The 18213-nt window shown below is 46.7% G+C and carries 14 protein-coding genes; all 14 read left to right on the top strand.

Annotated features, from left to right (window positions below):
* The first annotated feature begins 36 nt into the window (after nucleotides 1–36).
* Entirely contained in the window at nucleotides 37–1368 is a 1332-nt protein-coding gene (locus JEM67_RS08700) for an HlyD family type I secretion periplasmic adaptor subunit (RefSeq protein WP_199635208.1), read from the top strand.
* 2 nt (nucleotides 1369–1370) lie between these two features.
* A complete protein-coding gene (locus JEM67_RS08705) occupies nucleotides 1371–2747 on the top strand; it encodes a TolC family outer membrane protein (protein ID WP_199635207.1) in 1377 nt (458 codons plus the stop codon).
* A gap of 302 nt (nucleotides 2748–3049) precedes the next feature.
* A complete protein-coding gene (locus JEM67_RS08710) occupies nucleotides 3050–4474 on the top strand; it encodes a mannose-1-phosphate guanylyltransferase/mannose-6-phosphate isomerase (RefSeq protein ID WP_199635206.1) in 1425 nt (474 codons plus the stop codon).
* Between the two features lie 15 nt (nucleotides 4475–4489).
* Nucleotides 4490–5857 (top strand): phosphomannomutase CpsG, encoded by a 1368-nt coding sequence (cpsG, locus tag JEM67_RS08715; RefSeq protein WP_199635205.1) that lies wholly within the window; start codon nucleotides 4490–4492, stop codon nucleotides 5855–5857.
* Between the two features lie 124 nt (nucleotides 5858–5981).
* Nucleotides 5982–7004, top strand: a complete 1023-nt coding sequence (galE, locus tag JEM67_RS08720; RefSeq protein ID WP_199635204.1) for a UDP-glucose 4-epimerase GalE — start codon at nucleotides 5982–5984, stop codon at nucleotides 7002–7004.
* A gap of 503 nt (nucleotides 7005–7507) precedes the next feature.
* On the top strand, nucleotides 7508–8395 hold the full coding sequence (gene galU, locus JEM67_RS08725) for a UTP--glucose-1-phosphate uridylyltransferase GalU (protein WP_199635203.1): 888 nt from the start codon (nucleotides 7508–7510) through the stop codon (nucleotides 8393–8395).
* 362 nt (nucleotides 8396–8757) lie between these two features.
* Nucleotides 8758–9525 (top strand): ABC transporter permease, encoded by a 768-nt coding sequence (locus JEM67_RS08730; RefSeq protein WP_020438761.1) that lies wholly within the window; start codon nucleotides 8758–8760, stop codon nucleotides 9523–9525.
* Nucleotides 9525–10265 carry an ABC transporter ATP-binding protein gene (locus JEM67_RS08735; RefSeq protein WP_020438762.1) on the top strand — a complete coding sequence of 247 codons (741 nt, stop codon included), beginning with the start codon at nucleotides 9525–9527 and terminating at the stop codon, nucleotides 10263–10265. Before JEM67_RS08730 ends, JEM67_RS08735 begins: the two co-directional genes overlap by 1 nt.
* 34 nt (nucleotides 10266–10299) lie before the next feature.
* Complete coding sequence (locus tag JEM67_RS08740) at nucleotides 10300–12195, top strand: DUF4422 domain-containing protein (protein ID WP_199635202.1); 1896 nt, start codon at nucleotides 10300–10302, stop codon at nucleotides 12193–12195.
* Between the two features lie 7 nt (nucleotides 12196–12202).
* On the top strand, nucleotides 12203–13357 hold the full coding sequence (gene glf, locus JEM67_RS08745) for a UDP-galactopyranose mutase (RefSeq protein WP_199635201.1): 1155 nt from the start codon (nucleotides 12203–12205) through the stop codon (nucleotides 13355–13357).
* Nucleotides 13354–14250: a glycosyltransferase gene (locus JEM67_RS08750; protein WP_199635200.1), complete on the top strand. Its 897-nt coding sequence runs from the start codon at nucleotides 13354–13356 to the stop codon at nucleotides 14248–14250. Before glf ends, JEM67_RS08750 begins: the two co-directional genes overlap by 4 nt.
* A gap of 14 nt (nucleotides 14251–14264) precedes the next feature.
* Nucleotides 14265–15407, top strand: a complete 1143-nt coding sequence (locus tag JEM67_RS08755) for a glycosyltransferase family 4 protein (RefSeq protein ID WP_199635199.1) — start codon at nucleotides 14265–14267, stop codon at nucleotides 15405–15407.
* Between the two features lie 28 nt (nucleotides 15408–15435).
* Nucleotides 15436–16623, top strand: a complete 1188-nt coding sequence (locus tag JEM67_RS08760) for a polysaccharide pyruvyl transferase family protein (RefSeq protein WP_199635198.1) — start codon at nucleotides 15436–15438, stop codon at nucleotides 16621–16623.
* A 137-nt stretch (nucleotides 16624–16760) separates the two neighbouring features.
* Complete coding sequence (gene gndA / locus JEM67_RS08765; protein ID WP_199635197.1) at nucleotides 16761–18167, top strand: NADP-dependent phosphogluconate dehydrogenase; 1407 nt, start codon at nucleotides 16761–16763, stop codon at nucleotides 18165–18167.
* Nucleotides 18168–18213: the final 46 nt, after the last annotated feature.

Here is an 18213-nt window from a genome sequence, read left to right on the forward strand (position 1 = left end):
CGCTGAAATGCGTCGTCTGCAGTCAAAGGAGTTGGTATGTCTACGCACATTGGCGAGCCGCAAGACTCGTATTCAGAGCAGATCCCTCAGGACGAGCGGCGTTTCACACGCATGGGATGGCTAGTGGTTGGGTTTGGCCTGTTTGGCTTTTTCGCCTGGGCGGCATTTGCGCCTCTGGATAAAGGGGTTGCGACACCTGGGTCCGTTACCGTCTCCGGTAACCGTAAAACGGTGCAGGCACCGGCCAGTGGCATTATCACAAATATCGCAGTTAAAGAAGGTGATAAGGTTAAAGCCGGCGAAGTGCTGGTGCAATTGAGCCAGGTGCAGGCACAGGCTCAGGTCGCTTCGCTGCGGGACCAGTACTACACCACGCTGGCTTCGGAAGGGCGGTTACTCGCCGAGCGAGATGGATTAAGCAAAGTCACTTTTTCCCCCGTTTTTGAGCAAATCAAAGATCAGCCACGCGTTGCCGAAATTATTGCATTGCAAACACAGTTGTTTTCTTCCCGGCGCCTGGGGCTGCAAAGCGAAATTGACGGCTATAAGCAGTCAATGGATGGCATGCGTTTCCAGTTAAAAGGCCTGCAGGACTCACGGGTTAACAAACAGATCCAGCTTTCGAGTCTGCGCGAGCAGATGAACAGCATGAAACAGCTGGCTGCGGACGGCTATTTGCCGCGCAACCGCTATCTGGAAGTTCAGCGCCAGTTTGCCGAGGTGAACAGCAGTATCGATGAAACCGTTGGGCGGATTGGCCAGGTGCAAAAACAGTTGCAGGAGTCCAAGCAGCGGATCGATCAACGCTTTGCCGATTATCAGCGTGAAGTCAGAACCCAGTTGGCGCAGACCCAAATGGATGCCAGTGAATTCAGAAATAAGCTTGAAATGGCGAATTTTGAACTCGGTAACACAGCGATCACTTCGTCGGTAGATGGCACCGTGGTCGGATTAAGCATCTTTACTCAGGGGGGCGTCGTGGGAGCGGGTGACCACCTGATGGACGTTGTACCCAGCCAGGCTACGCTGGTGGTGGATTCTCGCCTCAAGGTAGAGCTGGTCGATAAAGTGTACAACGGGTTGCCGGTGGATTTGATGTTTACCGCCTTCAACCAAAACAAGACCCCGAAAATTCCGGGAACGGTGACGTTGGTTTCCGCCGATCGGCTGGTGGATAAGGCCAACGGCGAACCCTACTATCAGATGCAGGTCACGGTAACGCCTGAAGGCATGAAGATGCTGAGTGGCGAAGATATCAAACCAGGTATGCCTGTTGAGGTGTTCGTGAAGACGGGGTCGCGCTCACTGTTGAGTTATCTGTTTAAACCTATTTTGGATCGCGCTCATACTTCTTTAACCGAGGAATAATTTTGATTCAATTTAAACGACAGGTTGCTGGCCTTGCTATCAGTACCCTCTTGTTTGCGATATCTGCGCCGGTTCATTCGATAGGGATTCTAGACGCATATTCGCTGGCACTTGAAAAAGATCCGACCTTCCGGGCGGCCATAAAAGAGAAAGAGGCAGGAGACGAAAACGAAAATATCGGCAGGGCGGGGCTGCTGCCGAAGGTATCGGGCAATTACCAGAACTCGCCGAGAAACTGGCAGACGCAAAAATATCCATCGGGTGACATTTTTGGCAATGTTAGCGAAGTTACCCAGCGCAGGCAGTATCGCAGCTATTCCAGCTCGGTTACGCTGACGCAACCATTGTTCGATTATGAGGCTTATGCGCGTTACAAGGCCGGTGTTGCTCAGACATTGATGTCTGACGAACGTTATCGCAGCAAGTTTCTGGATTTGGCGGTGCGGGTGATTTCCGCTTACGTGGAGGTGGCTTACTCGAAAGACCAGATCGCGTTGGTCTCCGCGCAGAAGGCGGCTTATAAAGAGCAGTTGGCGCTGAACGATCGTTTAATGGGGGCTGGTGAAGGCACCATTACCGACGTTTCGGAGACCCAGGCCCGTTACAGCCTGGCCGAGGCGCAGGAGATTGAAGCGCGTGATGCGTTGGATGCCGCTCAACGCGAGCTGGAGGTGATTATTGGTGTCCCGCTCAACCAACTGGATGAGCTTCAAACGTTGCGCCCAGGAAAATTCCAGGTGGCGCCGCTAATCCCTTCCAGGTTTGAAGAATGGCAAAAGATCGCCCTGGAAAATAACCCGACGTTGGCGGCGTCGCGCCACGGCGTCGATGCGGCGAAATATGACGTGGAAAGAAATCGTGCAGGTTTTATGCCCCAGGTGCAGCTTTACGCCTCACATTCGGAAAATGACTCCAGCAGCGATAACACGGTTAATCAAAAATATCGCACCGACAGCATTGGCGTGCAGGTCAGCGTACCTATTTACGCCGGTGGTGGCGTTTCGGCGTCGACCCGCCAGGCTGCCGCACGCTATGGGCAGGCTATGTATGAAATGGATGCCCAGACGGGCACCACGCTGAATGATTTACGCAAGCAGTTCAACTTGTGCATCAGCAGCCGTGCCAAGCTGGCCGCCTACGAGTTGGCGGTTAAGTCGGCGACCACTCAGGTCACGGCTACCCGGCAAAGCGTGCTGGCGGGGCAACGCGTCAACGTAGATGTACTTAACGCGGAACAACAATTATACAGTGCGCAAAAGGACCTAGCGTCGGCGAAATATACCTATATCAAGGCTTGGATCACCCTGCTAAGTGATTCAGGTACCCTGGATGAGCATGATGTGAAACGTGTGGCTCAGTATTTTTTCCATAATCGCTAGAGAATTTCCGCTGCGTAGTGACCATGAGTATTAATCTGAAAGAGCAGCGTCAAGCTGCTCTTTTTTGCATGAATACGTTATGTTAGCTATCAATAGTGTTTCTATCGTCACCCTGGATGGCCCATTTTTCGATGAATGTACTCGCATACCTCAATTGAGCTCCAGCTAGCTCCGGGGAAGTGTTGGTTTTGGCATAACAAACGTAACTGTTGTGTAGATGAAGGGCTTTTATAGTGAAGGGGGCAACTGGCGATAAATGGCGCTCTCTTATATGAGAAAGACAACTGAGTAAAGGGTTAATAATGGCAAAACTAATTCCTGTGGTTATGGCTGGTGGTACTGGTAGCCGGCTGTGGCCGCTGTCGCGCGAATCGTTTCCTAAGCAGTTTTTATCCATTGATGACAGTGGATTTAGCCTGTTACAGCAGACTCTGCAACGTTTATCCGGGCTCGATGGTGTGGAAGTCGCCGCACCTTTGGTTATTTGCAATGAAGGCCATCGCTTTTTAGTCGCTGAACAACTGCGTGAAATCGACCAACTTGCGACCAATATTATTTTAGAGCCCATTGGGCGTAATACTGCCCCTGCAGTGGCGTTGGCAGCACATTTGGCTGCGGAAGAAGATGAGGACAGCATGCTGCTGGTGTTGGCAGCCGACCATCTGATTAAAAAAATTGATAATTTCCACTCGGCGATAAAAACTGCAATTCAACATGCCACCGAAGATAATTTGGTGACATTCGGCATCATTCCCGGTCATCCGGAAACCGGCTATGGTTATATCAAGCGCGGGAAGGCTCTTTCTAACGAATGTTTCAAGGTTGACTCGTTTGTTGAAAAACCTTGTCTGGAGAAAGCTGTCGAGTATCTGGCTTGCGGAGAGTATAGCTGGAACAGCGGCATGTTCATGTTTAAAACAGCCAAATTCCTGCAAGAACTGCAACAATTTAGCCCTGAGATATTTAGCACTACGCAACAGTCTGTGGCTGATAGTCAGCGTGATATGAATTTTATCCGCGTTGAGCAGGAAATATTCAAGCACTGCCCAAGCGACTCAATTGACTATGCTGTCATGGAAAAAACGCGTGATGCGGTGGTCATTCCTATCGATGCAGGCTGGAGTGATGTGGGGTCTTGGTCATCTTTATGGGAGGTTTCCGAAAAAGATGGCTTAGGGAATGTAAACGTTGGCCAGATTATCTCCATCGATTCCAACAATAACTATATTTCCTCGGATTCTGCTCTTGTGGCGACCATCGGTTTGGATGATTTGATCGTAATCAACACCAATGATGCGTTGTTGATCTCGACTAAAGATCGCGTTCAGGATGTCAAAAAAGTGGTTGATGAACTGAAGAAACGCAATCTTCATCACTTCCGCCAACATTCCTCATCTTATCGCCCATGGGGCAAGATCTGCGATATCGACAGCGGCGAGCATTTCCAGGTCAAAAAAATCATCGTGCGCCCCGGCGAAGGGTTGTCAGTACAGCGTCATCTTCATCGCGCAGAACACTGGGTGGTCGTCAGTGGTACGGCAAAAGTGAATGTTGAAGATAAAGAATTCTTTTTATCGGAAAATCAATCCACATTCATCCCGGCCGGCAGCGTTCACACGCTGGAGAATCCTGGGAAAATCGATCTTGAAATTATTGAGGTTCGATCGGGATTTTACCTTGAAGAAGATGACATTGAGCGTTTACACGATCGGTATGGCAGAGTTTAATTAAAGGATTTGGCGATGGAAAAGTTAACGTGTTTTAAAGCTTATGACGTGCGCGGTAAATTAGGTGAAGAATTAAATGATGACATTGCCTACCGCATAGGGCGTGCTTATGGCGAGTTTTTGAAACCGAAGACCATTGTTTTGGGCAGTGATGTGCGTCTGACCAGCGAAAGTTTGAAGCTGTCTCTGGCAAAAGGTTTACAGGATGCCGGCACCGACGTTATCGACATCGGCATGACCGGGACTGAAGAGGTTTATTTTGCCACCTCGCATCTGAAAGCTGACGGTGGCGTGGAAGTGACGGCCAGTCATAATCCCATCGACTATAATGGAATGAAGTTGGTTCGCGAAGGTTCACGCCCAATCAGCGGAGATACCGGATTACGGGCAATTCAGGAACTGGCTGAAACCAATCAGTTCCCTGCGCCGGCCGCTACGCGCGGTAGCTATGTGCGTCAGGATGTGCTGGCCGATTATGTTCAGCATGTGTTGTCTTATGTAAATGCCGAAAACTTTAAGCCGTTGAAACTGGTTATCAACTCAGGCAACGGTGCGGCCGGGCATGCAATCGATGCGATTGAGGCATCTCTTAAGGCCCTGAATGTCCCACTGGAGTTTATTAAGGTCCATCATCAGCCGGACGGCACATTCCCGAATGGTATTCCTAACCCGTTATTGCCCGAATGTCGTGCGGATACTGCTAATGCCGTGCGTGAACACGGTGCAGACATGGGGATCGCGTTTGATGGCGACTTCGATCGTTGCTTCCTGTTTGATGAAAAAGGCGATTTCATCGAGGGTTACTATATTGTTGGCCTACTGGCGGAAGCTTTTCTGCAAAAACAACCAGGGGCAAAAATCATTCATGACCCGCGCCTGAGCTGGAACACTATCGATGTTGTGAATGAAGCTGGCGGCGTGCCGGTGATGTCAAAAACGGGTCATGCCTTCATTAAAGAGCGTATGCGCTCTGAAGATGCCATTTATGGTGGCGAAATGAGCGCCCACCACTATTTCCGCGATTTTGCTTATTGCGATAGCGGCATGATTCCGTGGCTGTTGGTGGCTGAACTGGTCTGTGTCAAGGGCCAGACGCTGGGGCAACTGGTGCAGGATCGAATTGCGGCTTACCCGTCCTCGGGAGAAATCAATATCAAACTGTCGCAGCCGGCAGCTTCAATTGAAAGCGTGAAGCAACATTATCTGGCCCAGGCCGGTGAGGTAGATTACACCGATGGGATAAGCATGGAATTTGCAGATTGGCGCTTTAACTTGCGTTCATCCAATACCGAACCGGTAGTGCGTCTCAACGTTGAGTCACGTGCGAATGTAGCGTTGATGAAAGAAAAAACAAACGAAATTTTGGCGATGCTGTCTCGCTGATGTCATTACCACGATGTTGCATCAGAACAGGGCTGCTATTGCAGCCCTGTTTGTTTGAATGAACGTCATGGGCGATAATCAAAATTTATATCTTTAGCGCCATAGGCGCGTATAAGGAGTTGTTATGGCGATTTTAGTCACTGGCGGAGCCGGTTATATTGGTTCTCATACCGTGCTGGCCTTGTTGGGCCGTGGCGAAGATGTTGTTGTGCTGGACAACCTGTCGAATTCATCAGAGGAGTCGTTGCACCGCGTCGAACAGCTGGCGGGCAAAGCGGCTATTTTCTACCAAGGGGACATCCTGGACGGTGAATGCCTGCGTCGCATCTTTGATGAGCATGATATTTCATCGGTGATCCATTTTGCCGGCTTGAAAGCAGTGGGGGAGTCGACCCGCAAGCCACTCGAATATTATCAAAATAATGTTTCCGGCACGCTGGTATTGCTGGAAGAAATGCGTCGGGCGGGGGTACATCAATTCATTTTCAGTTCTTCCGCTACGGTCTATGGGGCTAACTCCCCGGTCCCTTATGTTGAAACGACACCGATCGGTGGCACGACCAGTCCTTACGGCACATCAAAGCTGATGGTGGAACAAATCCTGCAGGATTTTGCCAAGGCAGAATCGCAGTTCTCTATTATCGCTTTACGCTATTTCAACCCGGTAGGCGCTCATGAGTCGGGAATGATTGGCGAGGACCCGAATGGCATACCCAACAATTTGTTGCCTTATATTGCGCAGGTGGCGATAGGTAAACTGGAGAAATTGGGGATATTTGGCGGTGATTACCCGACGAAAGATGGCACCGGGGAGCGCGATTACATCCATGTGATGGATTTAGCCGAAGGGCACCTGATGGCGATGGATCATCTGAAAAAAGTTGATGGTTTCAAAGCGTATAATCTGGGCGCTGGGATAGGGCACTCGGTATTGGCTATGGTGAAGGCTTTTGAGAAAGCGTCAGGAGTAAAAATCCCATACCAAATTTTGCCTCGTCGCGACGGAGACCTGCCAGCGTTTTGGGCTGATGCCAACCTTGCGCGTCAGGAGTTGGGTTGGGAAGTACGCCGCGGGATTGATGATATGATGCGCGATACGTGGAATTGGCAAAAGAACAACCCGCAAGGGTACGGCAATAAACTCTAAGGCCGCGCCAGCGTACAATGAATCTTCAAAAGCCCCTATTTTGTGGGCTTTTTTGTTTATTAACAGTATGTTGATATTTATAGCCTATGGGCTGAACCAATTGAACAATAACTATTCTCAATAAATGGGGTTGTTTGTAACGTATGTTACTATATTTTGGCTATTTATTGTGATTGATATTTGTTCGTAAGCCGATACTTTCTATATCTATATACTTGACTCAATGTTAGCGCCAAAATAGGCGCGTATTTAGTTTTTTCCATTTTTTTCATTATCTTACTTTGATTTTTTAGTTGTGTTCAGGCTAACTGATAGGCAAGTAGGTGGTCGTCTATGTGGTGTTAATGTATTAACCCTCAACATAGGTGTATACTTCAGCCCGAAGAAAATTGACATCATTTTGGCAATACACCCAAGATTGGCGAACGGAACGATGGGCCACAGCGGTAAACATTTGGTGTGTTGTGTTAATGAAACTAAAGTAGTTGGGAGTCTCCACAGAAATGCTTAAAGCTGTTATTCCAGTTGCAGGTCTTGGCACCCGCATGTTGCCGGCAACAAAGGCTATTCCTAAAGAAATGTTGCCAGTCGTTGACAAACCCCTCATCCAATACATCGTGAATGAATGTGTCGCTGCCGGCATTAAAGAAATTATTCTGGTAACTCATTCATCTAAAAATGCCATCGAGAATCATTTCGATACTTCCTTTGAACTGGAAAGCATGCTGGAGTCGCGTGTCAAGCGGCAACTGCTGGAGGAAGTTCAATCGATTTGCCCTAAAGGCGTCACGCTGATGCATGTCCGTCAGGGGCAATCCAAAGGTTTGGGTCATGCGATTCTGTGCGCTCGGCCTTTAATTGGCGATGAACCCTTTGCTGTGCTGCTGCCTGATGTTTTAATGGACGATGTTGCCAGCGACCTGAAAAGAGATAACCTGGCCAGTATGATAGCCCGTTTTGAACAGCACGGTCACAGTCAGGTGATGGTTGAGCCGGTGCCAGAAAAGGATGTTTCCAAGTACGGAGTGGTGGATTGCCGAGGTGCTGTGGTCGCGCCGGGTGAAAGTGTGCCAATGCACGCGATTGTAGAAAAACCAGCGCTTGATGAAGCACCGTCCAACTTGGCAGTGGTAGGCCGCTATGTTTTGGCTGCAGACATTTGGCCGTTGCTTGAAAAAACGCCTTACGGGGCTGGCGGTGAGATTCAACTTACCGATGCCATCGCAATGCTAATGGAGCAAAAGCCGGTTGATGCTTTTGCTTTGGTGGGGCGTTCGCATGACTGTGGCGATAAATTGGGTTATATGAAAGCGTTCGTAGAGTATGGCGTTCGTCATCCTGTGCAGGGAACTGCATTCGCCGAGTGGCTGAAGGGGATGCTGCAGGACTAAGCCTTACAAGTGACTTGATGGCGGTGAATCCAGCCTATTCCTAGAGCAATAGGCTGCGGTTGGATGTAACTTGGTGAGCACCCAGATCCGCAATAGAGAGGCTGTTGGGGCCACTATAGCGAAAGCGAGTAGGGGCGTGCACAGTTTGCTGTTTTAATCAAAATCAGTGAGTTATCTTAAATGTACTCTGGTTGCAGTAATGCCAGGGGCGGTAGCGTGGTTGAAAATATCGTTTAAAATTGAGCAGTACTTGATTCCTTCGAGCCAGTCGTAGGTAAGTGTTTCTCATCAAGATCTGCACCGGTTGAAATGCTATTACGTTTCAGATGTTAGGGAATTTTAATCTTAAATCGAGTTTTTATATGAAGTATAGTCTAGGTTACCTCTGGGATTTGGCCGCGGTCATTACAGAGAAAGAATTAAAAGTAAGATATAAAAGTAGTTTTTTTGGTTATTTATGGTCAATTGCTAACCCATTGCTGTTTGCCATGATCTACTATTTTATATTTAAGTTAGTCATGCGGGTTCAAATCCCTAACTATACTATTTTTATTATTACTGGACTTTTTCCTTGGCAATGGTTCGCCAGCTCAACGTCAAACTCGTTACACTCTTTTCTAGCAAATGCTCAAATTATTAAAAAAACCGTTTTTCCTCGTTCGGTGATTCCATTCAGTAATGTGTTAATGGAGTGTTTGCATTTTTTATGTACGATCCCAGTTATTATCGTATTTCTTTATGTCTATGATATGCGACCATCTATTGATTGGATTTGGGGGGTTCCATTAATAGGCTTAGCGCAAATGATGATGACTTTCGGTATTGCCATGATGTTATCAACATTGAATCTTTTTTTCCGTGATTTGGAGCGATTTGTCACGTTGGGTATTATGCTGATGTTTTATTGCACCCCAATTCTCTATTCCGGAGATATGATTCCAAAAGAATACAAATTCCTGATTGATTATAACCCACTGGCCAATATGATATTGAGCTGGCGTGATCTTTTCATGAATGGTGTCATAGATTATCAACAGGTTGGTATGCTATACGGATATGCACTGTTGTTTATTATCATTGGCGTTAGTATATTCAATAAGCTGAAGTACAGGTTTGCAGAGATTCTATAATGAGCATAGCTATCGAATTTAAAAATGTGACTAAGCGCTATCCATTATATCATCATATTGGATCTGGCATTAAAGAGTTAATTTTTAATCCGCGCCGCGCGTTCAACCTGCTACGGGGACGTAGCTATTTGGCTATTGGCGACATTAGTTTTCAAGTTCAAAAGGGCGAATCAGTTGCGCTGATAGGCCGAAACGGTGCAGGAAAAAGTACTTCTTTAGGACTTGTAGCCGGTGTGATGCGGCCTACCTCGGGTACGGTTAGCGTACAGGGGCGCGTGGCTTCCATGTTGGAGTTGGGGGGCGGTTTTCATCCTGAATTGACCGGCCGTGAAAATATCCGCCTCAATGCAACTTTATTGGGACTGCGCCGCAAGGAGTTGAAGGAAAGACTCGATAAGATTATTGAATTCTCTGAATTGGGGGATTTTATTGATGAACCTATTCGTGTTTATTCCAGCGGTATGCTGGCAAAGTTAGGTTTTTCTGTGATCACCCAAGTTGATCCTGATATTCTCATTATCGATGAGGTTTTGGCTGTGGGGGATATTTCATTCCAACGCAAATGCTTAAATACCATCAGTGAGTTTAAGGCAAAAGGTGTCACTATTCTTTTTGTGAGTCATAATCTTGCGGATGTTGAGAAAATTTGTGACAAGGTCATTTGGATAGAAAACCATAAAATGAGAGAAATTGGAGATGCTAAAACAGTTATCTCTCATTATAAAGAGGCAATGGCTTGATGTTTATGAACAAGGTAACCTTTAGGTAATACAAATGAGTAATATTAAAATTTACACTTGTCATCATAAGCCAAGTGCTTTTCTTGACTCTACATTAATCCAACCGATTCATGTAGGAAAGGCAAATAGTTTAAATGAGATTGGTTGCCCAGGTGATGATACTGGCGATAATATTTCATTCAAAAATCCGTTCTACTGTGAGCTGACGGCCCATTATTGGGTGTGGAAAAATGCCGCTCCAGCTGATTATGTCGGTTTTATGCATTATCGCCGTCATTTCAATTTTTCTGAAGATCAACATGCCCCAGAGGATAATTGGGGGGTGGTCAATTATGAAAAAATCGACGAGCAGTATCAGAGCCAATACGGGTTAAACGACCAGGATATTACCAAATGCCTGGCGGATGTGGATATTATTCTGCCAAAAAAATGGGATGTTAACGCTGCGGGTAGTAAAAATAACTACCAGCATTATAAGATATCCAACTATCTTCATATTGAAGACTATGATGCTGCATTGGAAGTTCTGGATGCGCTTTATCCAGAGTATAAGAACGCGGCAGATAAATTTAATAACGCATCAGACGGTTATTACACAAATATGTTTGTCATGAGGAAATACATATTTGATGACTATTCAAAATGGTTGTTCGCCATTCTTGATAAGTTAGAAGGAAAAATCCGTTTTAAAAATTACAATAATCAAGAAAAACGGGTTGTAGGTCATATTTCAGAAAGATTGCTAAATATTTATATCAATTATCAAATTGATAAACATGAATTAAAAATCAAAGAGTTACAGCGCACGTTCATTCAGCAGGAAACTTTTAATGCAAAGTTGAAGCCTGCATTTTCAGTCAAAAATGTGCCGGTAGTAATCTGCTTTGATAATAATTATGCGATTAGCGGTGGGGCGTTGATTCATTCCATTATTGCCAATGCCAATCCGGAACTGAATTACGATCTGGTGGTGTTGGAAAATGGTGTTTCTTTAGCCAATAAAGAACGCTTTTTCACATTAGTTTCCAAACATGAAAATATCAATCTGCGTTTCTTTGATGTTAATGCTTTCAGCGAAATAAAAAGCGTATTTACGCGCGCGCACTTTAGTGCTGCAACCTATGCCCGTTTATTTATTCCGAAACTTTTTTCTGATTTTGAAAAGGTTATCTTTATCGATTCCGATACTGTCGTGGAAAGCGATCTGGCGGAGTTGATGACGGTACCGTTGGAAGATAATCTGGTTGCTGCAGTAAAAGATATTGTAATGGAAGGTTTCGTCATGTTTGGCGCCATGTCGCAATCCAGCGATGGTGTGATGCCCGCGGAACAATATTTGTCAACCTCACTGGGTATGGCTAATCCGGAAGGTTATTTCCAAGCCGGAATTTTAGTATTCAATATCGCTCAGATGAATAGAGAAAATACCTTTTCCAGTCTGATGAATGCCCTGAAAAGCAAGACCTATTGGTTCCTGGATCAGGATATTATGAATCAGGTATTCCATGGACGCGTACATTATCTGCCATTAGAATGGAACGTATACCATGGCAACGGTAATACTGATGATTTCTTCCCGAACTTACGTTTTGCCACGTATATGAGTTTCCTCAAGGCACGTAAAAACCCTAAAATGATTCACTTTGCCGGGGAAAATAAACCCTGGAACAATCGACATGTTGATTTCTTTGATAATTATCACAAGAATGTCGTAAATACGCCTTGGGCATTTGAGAGTTATGAACGCTTAGTGACTTCAGTAGCACTCTCGGGTAGCACGCAGAAAGATCATCATGTACCCGTACTACATCTGACAAAGGTCAAAAGGTTACTAATGCCTACCTTGAACAAGTTGGCACCAAAAGGAACTGTACGCCGCAACACATTGACGAAGTACTATTATAAAGTTAGACGCGTAATTCTTGGGTAACATACTGATGAATAGCAAAAATGTTTTAATCGTTGGCGCTGGTTTCTCTGGCGCGGTTATTGGTCGTCAATTGGCTGAGCAAGGACATAAAGTCCAAATCATCGATAGTCGCGAGCACATTGCAGGTAATTGCTATGATGCCCGTGATGAGAAAACTGATGTAATGGTACATACCTACGGCCCACATATTTTCCATACCGATAATGAGCTGGTGTGGAATTTTGTGAACCAATACGCCACCATGATGCCTTATGTAAATCGTGTAAAGGCTACAGTGAATGGTCAGGTTTTCTCTCTGCCTATTAATTTGCATACCATTAACCAGTTTTTTAAAAAGACCTGTTCGCCTACAGAGGCGAAAGCATTAATTGCTGAAAAAGGCGACAGTAGCATAACGGATCCTCAGTCCTTTGAAGAGCAAGCACTGCGCTTTGTCGGTAAAGAACTGTATGAGGCCTTTTTCAAAGGTTACACCATCAAGCAGTGGGGAATGTCACCTGCCCAATTGCCGGCTTCAATCCTGAAACGTTTACCGATTCGATTTAATTATGATGATAATTACTTCAATCATAAATTCCAGGGCATGCCGAAAGACGGGTACACCAGCATGATTGCGGGTATCCTTGATCATCCTAATATCGCGGTGTCTCTGAGTACCGCATTCCAGACGGAAACACGTGCGCAATATGATCACGTGTTCTACAGTGGGCCGTTGGATGCTTTCTACGGCTTCCAGTTCGGTCGTCTGGGCTATCGGACCCTCGATTTTGAGCGTTTTACCGTGGAAGGGGACTACCAGGGGTGCGCCGTAATGAACTATTGCGAGCAAGAAGTGCCTTATACTCGTATTACAGAGCATAAATACTTCTCACCATGGGAACAACATGACGGATCAGTATGCTACAAAGAGTTCAGTCGGGCCTGTGAGGCGGATGATATCCCTTATTATCCTATCCGTCAGGTTGGTGAGATGAGCCTGCTGGAGAAGTATGTTGATTTGGCTGAGCAAGAAAAAAACATCACTTTTATCGGTCGTTTGGGGACTTATCGCTACCTGGATATGGATGTGACTATTGCCGAGGCTTTGAAAACGGCTGAGACCTATCTGGAAAGTCTTGAAACAGCACACTCAATGCCAGTGTTTACGGTCAGCGTCAGATGAATGCAACGGCGTTAATTGTTACTTTCAACCGATTGGAAAAACTAAAACACTGCTGGGCAGCGACGGCAGTGTTGCCCTTTCAGCACATTGTCATCGTTGATAACGCCTCTACCGACAATACTTTTGAATGGTTGAACGCAATTGATGATACGCGCCTTCATGTTATACGTGCCAAAAGCAACGGCGGAGGGGCTGGTGGCTTTAAACTGGGAACCGAGTTTATTGCAGAGAACATAAACACCGACTGGGTGTTTATGTTTGATGATGATGCTTACCCAACGGCAGGGCTGATCGAGAAATTTTCTGCCGTAGTTCAATCAGGCTACGATGCTTATTGTTGCCGCGTGGTGGATATGCAGGGGGCGTTGTGTAAAATGAACGTACCCTATAGAACCATGCCTACCTCGCTGGTGCAGACTATAGAGTATATTCTCAGGCCAAAAAGTTACCTCCCTGATGAGCAACGTGCGTCTGAGGTGGTGACACTTTCGTTTGTTGGCGCAATAATTCGCAAAGACGTTTTAAGCGCTAATCGCGAATCAATTTGGCCTGAGCTTTTTATTTATTATGATGATCTTTACTTCTCTTACAGGTTGAGTCAACGAGGGTATCGTATCCGATACTCACCCGAGCTGACGTTCTTACACGATGTACCGACTGCGGGTGTGGGAGTCAATCCACCCTGGAAGGTCTACTATCTGGTAAGAAATCTGCTCCTTTCAAGGGCATTGTTCAGAAAAAATGAAAGACCATACTCAGTAGGTGCTATCGCACTACGTATTACAAAATATTTACTTTCTTTTACATTCCAAGAGCGTAAAGCGGAATATATTAGATACGTAGTTCGCGGTATTGTTGACGGTATATCAGGTAAAAATGGTAAACAACATTAGCCGGTAAGAGTTAAATGAAAAAGATTTGTTATTTTATCAACTCAGACTGGTATTTTGACCTGCACTGGGTTGAACGCGCTTTTGCTGCTAAAGCGGCAGGCTATGAAATACATGTTGTCAGTCACTTTGTAGGTGATGATATCCTGCAAAAACTGACAGAGAAAGGCTTTGTATGTCACAATTCTTCAGTTTCTGAGCAATCCATTAACCCGTTCCAGTTTGTCGGTTCACTTTTCAAAGTGTGGCGATTGCTCAAGAAGATCAACCCTGATGTGCTTCATTGCATCACTATCAAACCTTGTCTGATGGGGGGGTTCTTTGCTCGATTCTATAACAAACCCATTATCTTGGGCTTTGTCGGACTGGGACGGGTGTTTATGGAAGATAAATTATCTATGAACATCATTCGTTTGCTCACCTTGCGTTCCTACAAGCATATTTTTCAAAATAAAAAATCGTTGCTTGCCTTTGAACACGAGCACGATAGAGATCGTTTGATCGAGCTGACCCAGGTAAATAAGAATCAGACAGTAGTGATTGACGGTGCGGGCATCAACCCGGAAATCTACCACTATTCATTGGAAATAAATCGCGAAAAGCCGATAGTTCTGTTCGCCAGCCGTTTGCTCTGGAGTAAAGGGCTGGGCGATCTGGTTGAGGTGAAAAAACGCTTAGCGCTCAAAGGTGTCGATTTTGTGCTCAACGTGGCGGGTATTTCCATAGGCGACGATCAGGATGCGATACCTCTGTCGCAGATCGAAGAATGGCATCAGCAGGGTTTGATTAACTGGCTTGGCCGTTGCAGCGATGTGTACAGCTTGATTAAAGCTTCTAATGTGGTTGCGCTTCCATCGACCTATTCCGAAGGTATCCCACGCATCCTGTTGGAGGCTTCGTCAGTCGGACGCGCCTGCATCGCGTATGACGTTGGTGGTTGCCAAAGTTTGATTATCGACGAATACACTGGCAGCTTAGTTGAGAAACGCAATATCGCTCTGTTGGCGGAAAAACTGGAGCATTTGCTTACCAGCCCCAGTAAAAGAGTCGAGATGGGGGTGCGCGGCAGAAAGCGCATTGAAAACAAGTTCGCCTCGTCCTTAGTCATTGACGACACTCTAAAACTCTATCAAAGGGCTATTTCTGCTGAAGGTTACTAATTTTTGACTGAAATACAGGAGTCTCATTTTGGCTTTTTTCGCAAAGCGATGGACGAAAAGGCACAATAAGGACATTCCCGTTCAGCCCATTGAAACAAAAGTCTTTTATCTGATATCTGCTGCCGGCATGCCAAATTTTGGCGATGATATGTTGACGCGTTATTGGGTGGATTATCTCCAGGAAAAGTTTCCTGGTTGTACTATTTATCTTGATGCGGTTGATTCCGTAGTCGCCTCGGAATTATTTCCAACTGCCAGATGCGTGGATTATGTCTGGCGTCTGGCACAAGCTCTGGGTGATGAAGGATCGGTTGAGGAAAAGTTTGCCGATTCTTACACTCTTCCTTCTCGTGAACGTCTTATGGGAAAGATATTTGGTGGTGCACACAGCATCCATCTCTTAGGGGGAGGGTATATTAATGAGCTATGGGGTGCGAACGTTCGCCTTATGGAGCTTGCGGCCTACTTCGCAAAGAAACACGATTTGGTCTGTTACGCTACCGGCTTAGGATTGCAGCCATTGTCTGCCGACAATGCTAATAAACTTTCGCCCTTTATTCGTCAGTTCGATTACTTTGACGTGCGTGACCGAGCCAGTTTCGAAGTGCTGGAGCCGTTCGATATTCCTGCTTTGAGTTTCACCGGCGATGATTACTTCGTCTTCCCCGATCATCCGATAGGGCGCCTGATCGAGCGCGAACAGCCTATGTTGCACTTATGCATTCATACTGAGCTTTCTGAAAATGGCCTTTTGACACAGAATTTGTTGGCGATACTTCAGCAGGCAGTCTCTTTATTCAGTAAGCAGTATTCGGATACGTCGATCAGATTTTATGAATTCAGACCAGGTTCCGATGGTGTGTTCTTCCAACAGGTAAGGCAGTGTTTTCCGCAGGCTGAGTTCATTCGTTTCGAAGATATTTGGCGCGATGGTCTTCAATTTGCCGATAATGATTTCTGTATTAGTTCGCGTTTTCACTTTCAGGTCATTGCCGCCAGTTTGGGCGTCGCAGGCATCTCTTTGTCTTGGTCAGACTACTATGATAACAAATTTGCCAGTCTGCAGCAGATGTCTGATTGGCCGATGGCCAGACCTGAAGTTTCTGCGGATTCAATAGCGCAGTTACTGGTTGAAAGACACGCTGACCGCTCTGAAGGACGTGAGAAAATTTACCTGGCGAAGCGGAAATTATTAGCCAGGCTGTATGATTTTTGAGTGGTTATAGACTGTTGCAAAGCCTATCGCACCAATCACTACCCACGCTGCTCAATCCTGAGTTAACATGTGTGCCACATCACAAAACCTGTTGGCCAAAGTTGTTAACAGGGTCATCCTCAGACAGGAGTTCCTAAATGTCCAAGCAACAAATCGGCGTTGTCGGCATGGCGGTAATGGGCCGCAATCTGGCATTGAACATCGAAAGCCGTGGTTACACCGTTTCTATCTTTAACCGTTCAGGCGACAAGACTGACGAGGTTATCGCTGAGAACCCGGGTAAAAACCTGGCGCCGTTCTACACCGTCGAAGAGTTTGTCGAATCGCTGGAAAAACCACGCCGCATTTTGCTGATGGTAAAAGCGGGTGAAGCGACAGACAAAACCATTGCTTCCCTGACTCCACACCTGGATAAAGGTGACATTCTGATCGACGGTGGCAACACCTATTATCAGGACACCATCCGTCGTAACCGCGAACTGTCTGATCAAGGCTTCAACTTCATCGGTACCGGCGTTTCCGGTGGTGAAGAGGGTGCGTTGAAAGGGCCTTCAATCATGCCTGGCGGCCAGAAAGAAGCTTATGAGCTGGTGGCGCCAATCCTGAAGAAAATCGCTGCGGTTGCCGAAGGCGAGCCTTGCGTGACCTACATCGGCGCTGACGGTGCCGGCCATTACGTGAAGATGGTGCACAACGGCATCGAATACGGCGACATGCAGCTGATTGCCGAAGCCTATTCTCTGTTGAAACAGGCGCTGAACCTGAACAACGAAGAACTGGCTGACACCTTCGCCGAGTGGAACAAAGGCGAACTGAACAGCTACCTGATCGACATCACCAAAGACATCTTCACCAAGAAAGACGAAGAAGGTAAATACCTGGTTGACGTGATCCTGGACGAAGCGGCCAACAAGGGCACCGGCAAATGGACCAGCCAGAGCTCTCTGGATCTGGGCGAACCGCTGTCGCTGATCACCGAATCAGTTTTCGCACGTTACCTGTCCTCACTGAAAGACCAACGCGTTGCTGCGTCTAAAGTGCTGACCGGTCCTAAAGCTGCGCCAGTAAGCGGTGACAAAGCTGAGTTCATCGAGAAAGTGCGCCGTGCGCTTTACCTGGGCAAAATCGTTTCTTACGCGCAGGGCTTCTCTCAGTTGAAAGCGGCTTCTCAGGAAAATAACTGGGATCTGCACTACGGCGATATCGCCAAGATCTTCCGCGCCGGCTGCATCATCCGCGCTCAGTTCCTGCAGAAAATCACCGATGCTTACGCAGACAATGCCGACATCGCCAACCTGCTGCTGGCGCCATACTTCAAGCAGATCGCTGACGACTATCAGCAAGCGCTACGCGATGTGGTGTCCTACGCGGTGCAGAACGGTATCCCAACGCCGACTTTCTCTGCAGCTATCGCGTACTACGACAGCTACCGTTCAGCAGTACTGCCTGCCAACCTGATCCAGGCGCAGCGCGACTACTTCGGTGCCCACACTTATAAGCGTATCGACAAAGAAGGTGTATTCCATACCGAATGGATGGAGTAATTAACTGCATCTAGTAATAAAGCCGCCGGGGAAATCCGGCGGTTTC

This window comes from Serratia sp. PAMC26656, assembly GCF_016469055.2.
GTDB lineage: Bacteria > Pseudomonadota > Gammaproteobacteria > Enterobacterales > Enterobacteriaceae > Serratia > Serratia plymuthica.

What these genes read in the sequence shown, in the direction of transcription:
- JEM67_RS08730 (WP_020438761.1), top strand. Translation starts at nt 8,758, where the DNA reads ATGAAGTATAGTCTAGGTTACCTCTGGGATTTGGCCGCGGTCATTACA.
- cpsG (WP_199635205.1), top strand. Translation starts at nt 4,490, where the DNA reads ATGGAAAAGTTAACGTGTTTTAAAGCTTATGACGTGCGCGGTAAATTA.
- gndA (WP_199635197.1), top strand. Translation starts at nt 16,761, where the DNA reads ATGTCCAAGCAACAAATCGGCGTTGTCGGCATGGCGGTAATGGGCCGC.
- glf (WP_199635201.1), top strand. Translation starts at nt 12,203, where the DNA reads ATGAATAGCAAAAATGTTTTAATCGTTGGCGCTGGTTTCTCTGGCGCG.
- JEM67_RS08755 (WP_199635199.1), top strand. Translation starts at nt 14,265, where the DNA reads ATGAAAAAGATTTGTTATTTTATCAACTCAGACTGGTATTTTGACCTG.
- galU (WP_199635203.1), top strand. Translation starts at nt 7,508, where the DNA reads ATGCTTAAAGCTGTTATTCCAGTTGCAGGTCTTGGCACCCGCATGTTG.
- JEM67_RS08710 (WP_199635206.1), top strand. Translation starts at nt 3,050, where the DNA reads ATGGCAAAACTAATTCCTGTGGTTATGGCTGGTGGTACTGGTAGCCGG.
- galE (WP_199635204.1), top strand. Translation starts at nt 5,982, where the DNA reads ATGGCGATTTTAGTCACTGGCGGAGCCGGTTATATTGGTTCTCATACC.
- JEM67_RS08700 (WP_199635208.1), top strand. Translation starts at nt 37, where the DNA reads ATGTCTACGCACATTGGCGAGCCGCAAGACTCGTATTCAGAGCAGATC.
- JEM67_RS08735 (WP_020438762.1), top strand. Translation starts at nt 9,525, where the DNA reads ATGAGCATAGCTATCGAATTTAAAAATGTGACTAAGCGCTATCCATTA.
- JEM67_RS08750 (WP_199635200.1), top strand. Translation starts at nt 13,354, where the DNA reads ATGAATGCAACGGCGTTAATTGTTACTTTCAACCGATTGGAAAAACTA.
- JEM67_RS08740 (WP_199635202.1), top strand. Translation starts at nt 10,300, where the DNA reads ATGAGTAATATTAAAATTTACACTTGTCATCATAAGCCAAGTGCTTTT.